12 protein-coding genes are annotated in these 10,042 nt (G+C 62.1%); 3 read left to right on the top strand and 9 right to left on the bottom strand.

Annotated elements, in window-relative coordinates; translation table 11 throughout:
- The 4 genes from RDN59_RS09970 to nth form a co-directional block, all read right to left on the bottom strand.
- On the bottom strand, positions 1 to 959 hold a 959-nt coding region (locus RDN59_RS09970; protein WP_308607704.1), incomplete at its 3' end, for a MarP family serine protease.
- A gap of 37 nt (positions 960 to 996) precedes the next feature.
- Positions 997 to 1,674 (bottom strand): CoA pyrophosphatase, encoded by a 678-nt coding sequence (locus RDN59_RS09965; RefSeq protein WP_308607703.1) that lies wholly within the window; start codon positions 1,672 to 1,674, stop codon positions 997 to 999.
- Entirely contained in the window at positions 1,671 to 2,240 is a 570-nt protein-coding gene (locus RDN59_RS09960; RefSeq protein WP_308607702.1) for a redoxin family protein, read from the bottom strand. Before RDN59_RS09960 ends, RDN59_RS09965 begins: the two co-directional genes overlap by 4 nt.
- 9 nt (positions 2,241 to 2,249) lie before the next feature.
- Entirely contained in the window at positions 2,250 to 2,909 is a 660-nt protein-coding gene (nth, locus tag RDN59_RS09955; RefSeq protein ID WP_308607701.1) for an endonuclease III, read from the bottom strand.
- A gap of 300 nt (positions 2,910 to 3,209) precedes the next feature.
- Between nth and glxR the strand changes: the two genes are divergently transcribed.
- On the top strand, positions 3,210 to 3,893 hold the full coding sequence (glxR, locus tag RDN59_RS09950; RefSeq protein WP_046647888.1) for a CRP-like cAMP-activated global transcriptional regulator GlxR: 684 nt from the start codon (positions 3,210 to 3,212) through the stop codon (positions 3,891 to 3,893).
- Between the two features lie 97 nt (positions 3,894 to 3,990).
- On the opposite strand, the gene RDN59_RS09945 is transcribed toward glxR, so the two are convergent.
- Genes RDN59_RS09945 through RDN59_RS09930 form a run of 4 tightly spaced genes read right to left on the bottom strand, consistent with a single transcriptional unit; the run spans position 3,991 to position 5,790 of the window.
- Positions 3,991 to 4,803 carry an MBL fold metallo-hydrolase gene (locus RDN59_RS09945; RefSeq protein ID WP_308607700.1) on the bottom strand — a complete coding sequence of 271 codons (813 nt, stop codon included), beginning with the start codon at positions 4,801 to 4,803 and terminating at the stop codon, positions 3,991 to 3,993.
- 18 nt (positions 4,804 to 4,821) lie between these two features.
- Positions 4,822 to 5,280, bottom strand: coding sequence for a RidA family protein (locus RDN59_RS09940; protein ID WP_070701246.1), 459 nt, complete (start codon positions 5,278 to 5,280; stop codon positions 4,822 to 4,824).
- Positions 5,280 to 5,441: a DUF4177 domain-containing protein gene (locus tag RDN59_RS09935; protein ID WP_010189965.1), complete on the bottom strand. Its 162-nt coding sequence runs from the start codon at positions 5,439 to 5,441 to the stop codon at positions 5,280 to 5,282. The genes RDN59_RS09940 and RDN59_RS09935 overlap by 1 nt, the downstream gene beginning before the upstream one ends.
- Positions 5,442 to 5,454: 13 nt before the next feature.
- Positions 5,455 to 5,790 (bottom strand): WhiB family transcriptional regulator, encoded by a 336-nt coding sequence (locus RDN59_RS09930; protein ID WP_175974779.1) that lies wholly within the window; start codon positions 5,788 to 5,790, stop codon positions 5,455 to 5,457.
- A gap of 177 nt (positions 5,791 to 5,967) precedes the next feature.
- Between RDN59_RS09930 and RDN59_RS09925 the strand changes: the two genes are divergently transcribed.
- Entirely contained in the window at positions 5,968 to 8,403 is a 2,436-nt protein-coding gene (locus RDN59_RS09925) for a transglycosylase domain-containing protein (protein WP_308607699.1), read from the top strand.
- 117 nt (positions 8,404 to 8,520) lie between these two features.
- Here RDN59_RS09925 and RDN59_RS09920 read toward each other — a convergent pair whose 3' ends face one another.
- Positions 8,521 to 8,985, bottom strand: a complete 465-nt coding sequence (locus RDN59_RS09920; protein ID WP_070547183.1) for a GatB/YqeY domain-containing protein — start codon at positions 8,983 to 8,985, stop codon at positions 8,521 to 8,523.
- 41 nt (positions 8,986 to 9,026) lie between these two features.
- On the opposite strand from RDN59_RS09920, the gene RDN59_RS09915 reads away from it, so the two are divergent.
- A complete protein-coding gene (locus RDN59_RS09915) occupies positions 9,027 to 9,932 on the top strand; it encodes a metallophosphoesterase (protein ID WP_308607698.1) in 906 nt (301 codons plus the stop codon).
- Positions 9,933 to 10,042: the final 110 nt, after the last annotated feature.

Below are 10,042 nucleotides of genomic sequence, written 5' to 3'. Positions count from 1 at the left end.
GACGAAATATCAGGACAGGAATGGAGAGGGCAACCCGCAGGGGGCGCCGGGTCCGCCGTGAGCTGCCCCGCTGGCGGGAAGCCCAAGACGATGACATCGTCCCCGGTAGCAGCCGTTTGCTCCGCCCACGGCAAAGGATCCAATCCCAATCCGGGGCTATGCAGCACAGCAATGTCCACGTCCGAGTTGTAGTACACCACGTCCGCTTCCTTGAGCCCGAGCACGGTATCAAGACGCACCTTATCCGTACCCGCCACAACATGAGCGTTCGTGATGACGTAGTCCGGTTCCGTAACGAAGCCCGAGCCCATCAGGCGGCGCGAGCACGCCTCGGCATCACCCAGCACGTGGATAACGGATGGCCGCACGCGTTCCGCGAGCTCAGGATCCCCAATATGCACCGCGGGCGCATCCACCTCAACATCGGCGCCGGAACGCTCCCAGGGCGAGACCAACGGCGGCAGCCCGGACTCGTTGAGGAGCGCAGCCAAGCCATTCGGCAACGCTGCCAGGCGCGAAGGCGCCACCGCATTCAGCGAGCTCAGCACGCGCGATTCACGCAGCGCCTGCCCCGGCTGACCTCCCAAATTGGAGGCCAGGGGCAAGGACACCAACCAAATCACCACGATGGCCGCCGCAGCTTGGAACACCGCGCCAATCGACGAATCCACGCGCTGCCCCGACCGCGTACGCATGCGGTCCCGCAACGCCATGCCAAGCGACGTCCCCACCAGCTGCCCCAGCCCCACCAGCAAAATGAGCACGCCGACGGCCAGCAAGAAGCGCACGGCCGCCTGGTCAGTCAGGCCCATCGCCAGTGGGGCCAGCACGGTTCCCAGCACCAGTCCCGCGATGATTCCCACTGCGGCGAGGACCGCTGCTAAGGCGCCCTGCCGCCAGCCCACGCGCACGGCGAGGAGCACGGCAATCACGATCAGAACGTCAACGACTAAGGACACAGAGGGAATACTTTCTTAAGGGCTAAAAGGAGCAGAACTAGCCTATCTTCTCATTATTCAAAGAGCGATTGAGTGAGTCACGCAGATCATGAACCATATTCTTATCCCATTCCACGCTCCAGCCCGCATGGTCCATCAGCCCGGAGAGCACTCCCGCGGTAAAACCCCACACCACGTATCCGCGTGTCCGAAATGCCGGCCCCTTCCAGCGGCTAAACCCCACCATCAGGCGGTTGGCCGGATCCGCTAACTCGCGCAGCGGGACGGTGAAGACATCGTCGGTCTCCGCCGGGCTCGCCGGCCACACGGTCCCCGGTTCATGCCAATACGCCAGGACCGGGCTCACGGTGTTGCCGGTAGCCCGGATGTCCAGCTTGCCCCACTGCTCAAGAGGTGTGACCGTGGAGCGGTCGAGGCCGGTTTCTTCCTCGGCTTCGCGCAGGGCGACGTCGACAAGCGAGGCGTCCCCCTCCTCCCTACGCCCGCCGGGAAAGGCAATCTGGCCCGAGTGCGAGCGCAGCGACGGCGAGCGGTGCGTGAGCAGCACCTCACCATCCTCAAAACTCGTCCCCTTCAGCAGCACCAACACTGCCGATTCACGCCGGCGCTTGGCGGCCGGGACATGCCGAATGAGGCGTTCTTGGACCTTGTCTGTATCAACCCCGAGCGCCGGGCGCAGCCACTCAGGGGCGTGCGCGGGAAACAGTCGGCTCACTGAAGAACCTCCTCGACGGCCTCCTCCAATTCTTCGGCGGAGGTAAAAGGTTTAATGAACTTCTCTTCTACCTTGCCATCGCGCACCACGAGGGTGATGGGGATGACGCCCGGCAGCCCGAGCTCGCCAGCGAAGATCCCATCCTCGTCCTGGTAGCTGGGGATGTCGACCTGCAGGTCACTCAGAAGCGCAGCACCGTTGGCGGCGTTCGCATCCGCATGCACGCCAACGACATTCCACGTCGAGTGCGAGCGCGCTATGTCTTCGAAGAAGGGCAGCTCTGTGCGGCACGGTTCGCACCACCACGCCCACACAGTGACGATCTGGACGTTCTTCGCCGCAGCGGTGCTGGCCGCACCGAGACAAGGAAGATCCACGCCGGCAAGCGGTCCCTCGGGGCATTTGGGGCGCTTGGCCACCTCTTGTTCCTGTGCCTCGGGGACGGCGACCTCGGGCTCATCGTTCTCGAGGAGGTTGACCACGCCGACGAACGCGAGCGCCGCCAACGCGGCAATCGCAACGATGCTCGCCTTCACGTATCCGGGCCATCGAGAGTATTGGCTCATTGCTCCACCTTAACCTCGTGACGGGCACCATGGGGCGAGGGCGCAGGCCGCGCACTGCGGCTTCCGGGCGGTACAGACACGGCGTCCATGGAGAATGAGGCGGTGCGAAAACACGGTGTGCTCTTCTTCGGGCACGCGCTTGGCGACGTCCCTCTCAATCGCCCTCGGGGTCTTCGCCTTGGTCAATCCAAGCCGCTGGCTCAGGCGCGTGATATGCGTATCCACCGTGATCCCCGGCAGGCCAAAAGCATTGCCGCGCACCACCAGCGCGGTCTTGCGGCCGACGCCGGGCAGCGAGGTGAGCTCGTCGATGCCGCGTGGCACCTGCCCATCGAAGTCCGCGACGAGCTTTTCACCGATACCCAACAGGTGGCCGGCCTTCGTGCGTTGGAATCCGAGCGGGCGGAGAATGCGCTCAAGGTCAGCGCGGTCCGCGGCGGCATAATCCGGCGCGGAAGGGTAAGCAGCGAACAGCTCCGGGGTGACCTGGTTGACGCGGGCATCCGTGCACTGTGCTGAAAGTACTGTCGCTACGAGTAGCTCAAGGGGGTTGGTGAAGTCTAGTTCACAGTCGGCATCGGGGTATTCGTCCGCGAGGGCAGTACGGATATGGGCAACACGCGCTTCCTCGGTATCATCGTCATGCTGTGCAAAAAGGTCAGGGGACATAGAGGTAACTCTAGTGACGGCAGTTAGAATGGAAAGCATGATTTCGCTCGTTGTTCTCGTCCCGCTGTGCCTCGCTCTGTTTGCCATTCTCATGGAAAAGCTAGAGGCAACGGCCTTCGAGAATTAAAAAGATTAGTAAAGGCGTGTGACTATTTTTCCCGTTGGTGGAAATAGTGACTAATTGCACTGTATGATGTTGTGCAGTGCCTCGTGGCGCACTGGAGACTAGGTGCGTCAAAATAGACCAAACCAGCTTGCGTCCAAGTGTTTTCCTCGCTGCGCAGGCTTTAAGGAGTAACAGTGGAAGGCGTACAGGACATCCTCTCCCGCGCTGGCATTTTCCAGGGCGTCGATCCGGTAGCAGTACAGAACCTCATCGAGCAAATGGAAACCGTCCGTTTCCCGCGCGGCACCACCATTTTCGAGGAAGGAGAGCCGGGCGACCGCCTCTACATCATCACCTCGGGAAAGATTAAGCTTGCCCGCCACGCCCCGGATGGCCGCGAGAACCTGCTGACCGTGATGGGCCCGTCCGACATGTTCGGTGAGCTTTCCATCTTCGATCCGGGCCCGCGCACCTCGTCTGCTGTGTGCGTCACCGAGGTCACCGCCGCCACGATGAACTCCGAGATGCTCAAGCAGTGGGTGGCCGATCATCCGGCGATTGCGCAGCAGCTGCTGCGAGTTCTGGCTCGCCGCCTGCGCCGCACCAACGCCAACCTGGCGGACCTCATCTTTACCGATGTTCCGGGCCGCGTGGCCAAGACCCTGCTGCAGCTGGCTAACCGCTTCGGCTCGCAAGAGGGCGGCGCACTGCGCGTGAACCACGACCTCACTCAGGAAGAGATCGCCCAGCTCGTCGGCGCGTCCCGCGAGACTGTCAACAAGGCGCTGGCCACCTTCGCCCACCGCGGCTGGATTCGCCTGGAAGGCAAGTCGGTGCTCATCGTCGATACCGAGCACTTGGCCCGCCGCGCGCGCTAGGTCTTAAAGGCCGAGCCTGCATAAGCCGCCTCCAGGCGGCTTTGGCCCAATGCAAAATCCCCCGAGAATTTCTCGGGGGATTTTCCTATGCGGTGTTTTAGTTCTGAGCCGCGAGGTACTTCAGCGCAGTGCGTGTGGATTGCTCGGCGGCGTGGCGAAGGACCGGGTCGACGTCGTCGTACATCTCATCGACGAGGGTCTTAACGTCAACATCCTCACCAAGGCGCCCGCGGACCTCTTTAATCTGATCCAAGCGGTGGTGGCGGCGGTCAATGTACTTGCGGGCAACCGCGGAGGTGTCCTCCAAGTCCGGGCCATGCCCCGGGAAGAGTGCTACATCCTTGCCGCGCTCTTCGAGAAGGTCCAGCGTCTTCAGGTAGGCACCCAAGTCACCATCGGTCTCAGACAGGAGCACGGTGTGACGGCCAGCGATGGTATCACCGGTCAGAATTCCCTCCAGGGTGGAGTTCTTAGCTTCTTCGGACCATACGAAGAAGCAGGTGGAATCCGCAGTGTGGCCAGGGGTATGGACCACCTCGAGTTGCGGGGTGATGCCGTCGACGGTGATCACTTCGCCGTCGACAAGCGCATCCCCTCCGTTGCAGTAGTTCGGATCGAACGAGCGAATCGGAGCGCCAGTGAGCTGGCGCAGACGCTGAGCGCCCGAGGCGTGATCATCGTGGCGGTGAGTGAGAAGGATCAGCGCTACCTCGCCCGCTTTCGCGGTCACAACGTTGAGGTGACCTTCATCCTCTGGGCCCGGATCGACCACAATGGCGCGGGAATCTTCTCCGGCGCGAATGATCCACGTATTGGTGCCTTCCAAGGCGGTGTAGCTGGGATTATCACACAGCACGACACCGACGGACTGGCTCACGGGACGCAATTGGCTATATGCAGGATGCTCCATGGTTCTAACCCTATCCGATTACTCAGCGATTTCTACGATAACTTCGATCTCAACGGGGGAATCCTTCGGCAGGACCGCTACCCCCACTGCAGAACGCGCGTGAACACCGGCATCACCAAAGACCTCCCCGAGGAAGTTCGAGGCGCCGTTGATAACCGCGGCCTGATCCGTAAAGGATGGAGCCGAGGCGACGAAGCCCACCACCTTCACCACGCGGGTGACACGGTCGAGGCCCACGAGGCCATCGATAGCAGCCAACGCGTTGAGCGCGGCCGTGCGCGCCAGCTCCTGCGCCTTCTCGAGGTCCACTTCTGCGCCAACCTTGCCGGTAGCAGGCAATTCGCCGCCTACGACGGGCAGCTGACCGGAGGTCCATACCTGGTTTCCTACCTGGATGGCCGGGATATAGGACGCGAGAGGGGCCGCGACAGAAGGAAGCTCGACGCCGAGTTCTTCCAGGCGTGCGAGGGCGCCCATTAGGACTCCTCCAGAGGGCGCTTGAAATAGGCGACGACATTCTCCGGGTTCATGCCCGGGGTGATAGTGACGAGCTCCCAGCCGTCCTCACCCCAGGAATCGAGGATTTGTTTCGTCGCGTGTGTAAGAACCGGCGCGGTTGCATATTCCCATTTAGTCATGGGCCCAATGCTACTAAATACCGATGAGTTCGCCACCCTCAGCAAGGTAATGCGCCCAGCTGGTGATGTGCGGATTCTTGCGCAGAAGGGCGCGGCGCTGGCGCTCCGTGAGGCCGCCCCACACACCAAACTCCACGCGGTTATCAAGGGCATCCGCGCGACACTCGTTCAGCACTGGGCAGTGACGGCAAATCACCGCAGCCTTACGCTGCTCTGCCCCTCGCACGAAAAGCGCATCGGGGTCACCGTTGCGGCACTTGGCTTGGGTAACCCACTCACCACGCTCGGAGGTTAACGAGGCATTCTTTACCATTGCGGACCGTCCTGCACCTTTGACACTGACTGCCATGGCTAGGTAACTCCTTCCAAGTTCCCCCCGTCGTAGTGGAAGATCATGAATAACCCTCAACCCGACGGAATATTATGTACCATTGGTAAGTCTATTCACAGACCGGTATACCTGTCTAACAGGTCACACTTTAGGGGGGTCTCCCGGTTGTCGCCCTAAAGCACTAGTGTGTGGAGGGTGACTGTCATCAAATCCCTGGGAAAGCTCGTCCTGTCCACAGCACTGGTCGGCATCCTCATCGCGCTAGCCATCGCCCCCATCGCCGGCGTCAGTGGCGTTGCCGTGGCCAGAACGAATGAAACGATGCAATCGGACATCCAGGATCTCACCAGCGGGGATACCCCCGGCGTGAGCACCATCTTGGACGCCAAGGGCAACCCCCTTGCCTACATCTACGAACAGCGCCGCCATCCGGTACAGCCGGATGAGATCTCCGACGCTATGAAGCAGGCAGTCGTGGCCATCGAGGACCGCCGCTTCTATGAGCACGAAGGCGTCGATCTGCAGGGCAACGTCCGCGCTTTGTGGACCAACTTGGCCGCGGGCGGCGTCTCCCAGGGCGCGTCCACGCTGGATCAGCAGTACGTGAAGAACTATCTCCTCCTCGTCAATGCCACCACGGATGAAGAACGGCAAGCCGCAACCGAGCAATCCATAGCCCGCAAGCTGCGCGAGATGCGCATGGCGACGGATATCGACGCCAAGCTTTCCAAGGATGAGATCCTCACCAACTATCTCAACCTCGTGCCCTTTGGCAACCACTCCTACGGTATCGAGGCCGCCGCCCGCACCTATTTCGGCTCCGATGCCGCACACCTCACCGTGCCACAGGCAGCGATGCTCGCCGGCATGGTGCAATCCTCGGAGTATCTCAATCCTTACACCAACGAGGAAGGCGTGCTCGAACGCCGCAATGTGGTGCTCCAAGCTATGGTCGACACTGGCTCCCTATCCCAGGAGGACGCCGATGCCTATGCCCAAGAGCCCCTCGGCGTGTTGGATAGCCCCGCCACGCTGCCCAATGGCTGCATCGGCGCGGGTGATCGCGGTTTCTTCTGCGACTACGTGACGGACTACCTCGCCGATAAGGGCATCGACCGCGAGCATCTCGCACGCGGTGGCCTGACCGTGAAAACCACCCTTGACCCCGACGTCCAGGACCAAGCTCTCAACGCAGTACGCAGCCACACCGCCCCGGATACCGAGGGCGTAGCGGAAGTCATGAACGTGATCAAGCCGGGCACTGATTCCCGCAAGGTCCTCGCCATGGTGTCCTCGCGCACCTACGGGCTCGACCTTGCCAACAACGAAACCCTCCTGCCCCAGCCCAATTCGCTGGTGGGCAACGGCGCCGGCTCCGTGTTCAAGCTCTTTACCGCCGCGGCCGCCTTGGAATCGGGCTACGGCATCAAAGACAAACTGGCAGTGCCCAAGCGCTACGAGGCGGAAGGGCTAGGCTTCGGCGGCGCTGAGAACTGCCCACCCAACAAGTACTGCGTGGAAAACGCCGGCAGCTACGGCTCCACGATGACCATGCAGGACACTCTCGCCTACTCCCCCAACACCCCCTTCATCCAACTCACCGAGCAGCTTGGCGTCGAGCGCATCGTCGATATCGCCGTGAAGCTCGGCCTGCGCTCCTACGAGGAGCCCGGTAGCTACGACGGCGAATCCTCCATCGCCGACCACATTAAGGACTCCAACCTGGGCTCCTTCACGCTCGGCCCGACGGCGGTGAACGCGCTTGAACTCTCCAACGTGGGCGCGACGGTGGCGTCGGAAGGCATGTGGTGCGAGCCGAACCCCATCGAGGAGGTCACGGACTCCCACGGTAACGAGGTGTACCTCAAGCACACCCCGTGCGAACGCGCGGTGGGCAAAGAGGTGGCCAAGGCGCTGGAAAACAACATGACCGCCGATACTGAAAAGGGCACGGCGGCCGATTCTGCGCGTGCTGCGGGCTTCAGCGGCAAGGCCGCCGCCAAGACCGGTACCACGGAGTCCAACCAGTCCTCGGCATTCCTCGGCTTCAACTCTGAGGTTGCTGCCGCACCGTACATCTACAATGACGGCACCACCACGAGCCCGCTGTGCACCGGGCCTGTACGCCAGTGCGCCAACGGCAACCTCTTCGGTGGCAAGGAGCCCGCATCGACGTTCTACACCATGGCTGCGCGCGTTCCCGATGCACTGAAGGGAACGGTGCCGGACTACGACCGCGCTTATGATTCGGGCACGGTATCGCCGCTTATCGACGGGCTGAAGGGCAAGTCCGAAAGCCAAGCCCGCTCCGCTCTAGAGAAGGCTGGCTACGTGGTTAAAACCACCGAGGTGCCCGCGCCCGGCGTGGGCTACGGCAAGGTGGTTCGTGTCATCACCGGCGCATCCGGCACCAAGAAGGGCGCGGAGGTAACGCTGCAGCTTTCCGACGGCTCCGCTGGCGACTCAACGAACTCCGCCGCCTCAGACTCCAGCTACTACACCCCGTCGGCGCCGAGCGGCAACGGCGGTGGCGCGGACAATGGCCAGCCGGCTACTCAGTCCGACCCGCTGTTCTCCCAAGAGGATGTCGACCGTCTGACGAACGACGTGCGGGATTTCTTCGGGCTTTAGCGCTGAGCGCGCTAAAGCGTAAAAACGAGCTGGAGCGTAAAACGAGCTAGAGCATAAAACGAGCTAAGCGTGAAGAGGAGCTACAGCGTGGGGTGCTAGCGCTCCTGCGCTAGCACACTAGTTGAGGGCGGCCTTGACCGCGGTGGACAGGCGCTTACCGTCGGCGCGGCCGGCAGCCTTGGCGGTGGCCAACTTCATCACGTTGCCCATCTGCTTGATGGTCACCGGCTCGCCGGAGTCCTTCTCAACCTCGGCGATGGATTCAGCGACGAGGGAGTTCAGGGCGTCGTCGTCAAGCTGCTCCGGCTGGTAGGCCTCGAAGAAGGGGACGTCGACAAGCTCTGCCTCCGCCAACTCGGGGCGGCCGTTTTCCGCGTAGACCTCTGCAGACTCGCGGCGCTTCTTAATCTCACGAGCGATGACCTTGAGGATGTCCTCATCGGTGATCTCATGGCGGGAACCAGTAGTTTCCTCCGCCTGGATTGCAGACAGCAGAGAGCGGATGGCACTCGTACGAGCCTTGTCCTTGGCCTTCATCGAGGTCTTGAGGTCAGCACGGATAGTTTCTTTCAACTCACTCATGCCCTTCAATCTACGCCTGCCGGCCAGGTAGTGTGGTGAAGGTGAAGATTTTCCCTGTTCTTGGCGGACTCGCCGCCGCCGGCCTAGGTGTTGCCGCGTGGGCGCACTCAGAGCTCACCAAGTTTGAGCTCAAGGAGTACACCCTGCCGCTACTGGAGCCCGGTACGCTGCGCGAGGAGTCCGAGTTCCGTATCCTGCACGTGTCCGACCTCCACATGATCCCGGGCCAACGAGCCAAAATCGAGTGGGTCTCGGGCCTCGACGCCCTTGACCCACACTTGGTGATCAACACCGGTGACAATCTCTCCGATGAGCGCGCAGTCCCCGAGGTCCTCCGCGCCTTGGGTCCACTGCTGAGCCGCCCGGGGATGTTCTGTTTTGGCACCAACGACTACTGGGCGCCGCGTATCCCGAACCCCTTCAACTACCTGATTGGGAAAAAGAACGAACCCTCCTACGTGAACCTGCCGTGGAAGGGCATGCGCGCGGCATTCGTGGAACACGGCTGGCACGACGCCAACCAGGCCCGCGTGGAGTTCAAGGTAGGCGACGTGCGCCTCGCTGCCGCCGGCGTGGACGACCCACACCACGACTTAGATGACTACTCCGAAATCGCCGGCGCCCCGAACGAGGACGCCGACCTTTCCCTGGCACTGCTACATTCCCCGGAACCCCGCGTCCTGGAGAAGTTCGCGGCCGACGGCTACCAGCTGTCCCTGTCCGGGCACACGCACGGCGGCCAGCTCTGCCTGCCTTTCAAGGTGGCGGGTTCGCGCTCCATCGTGACCAATTGCGGCATCGACCGCGTTCGCGCGGAGGGCCTACACAAGTTCGGCCCTATGTACATGCACATCTCCAACGGCCTAGGCACTTCGAAGTTCGTTCCCTTCCGCGTGTTCTGCCGCCCGTCTGCGACGCTGCTACGCATCACCGAGAAGGCCGCCTAGGGATACCCCCTCCACGCTGCCGTTTTGTCCTTTCAGGCCAGGGTGCGTTACAGTAATCCGGTACCGCTTAGAGCGAGACACCGGGATATGGCGCAGCTTGGTAGCGCGCT

The sequence above is a fragment of the uncultured Corynebacterium sp. genome (assembly GCF_902489365.1).
GTDB lineage: Bacteria > Actinomycetota > Actinomycetes > Mycobacteriales > Mycobacteriaceae > Corynebacterium.
The sequence above is the reverse complement of the archived record's forward strand: the minus strand, read 5'-3'. Positions and strand labels throughout refer to the sequence as shown.

What these genes read in the sequence shown, in the direction of transcription:
- nth (WP_308607701.1), bottom strand. Translation starts at nt 2,909, where the DNA reads ATGTCCCCTGACCTTTTTGCACAGCATGACGATGATACCGAGGAAGCG.
- RDN59_RS09930 (WP_175974779.1), bottom strand. Translation starts at nt 5,790, where the DNA reads ATGGCAGTCAGTGTCAAAGGTGCAGGACGGTCCGCAATGGTAAAGAAT.
- RDN59_RS09960 (WP_308607702.1), bottom strand. Translation starts at nt 2,240, where the DNA reads ATGAGCCAATACTCTCGATGGCCCGGATACGTGAAGGCGAGCATCGTT.
- RDN59_RS09920 (WP_070547183.1), bottom strand. Translation starts at nt 8,985, where the DNA reads ATGAGTGAGTTGAAAGAAACTATCCGTGCTGACCTCAAGACCTCGATG.
- RDN59_RS09940 (WP_070701246.1), bottom strand. Translation starts at nt 5,280, where the DNA reads ATGGGCGCCCTCGCACGCCTGGAAGAACTCGGCGTCGAGCTTCCTTCT.
- RDN59_RS09935 (WP_010189965.1), bottom strand. Translation starts at nt 5,441, where the DNA reads ATGACTAAATGGGAATATGCAACCGCGCCGGTTCTTACACACGCGACG.
- RDN59_RS09945 (WP_308607700.1), bottom strand. Translation starts at nt 4,803, where the DNA reads ATGGAGCATCCTGCATATAGCCAATTGCGTCCCGTGAGCCAGTCCGTC.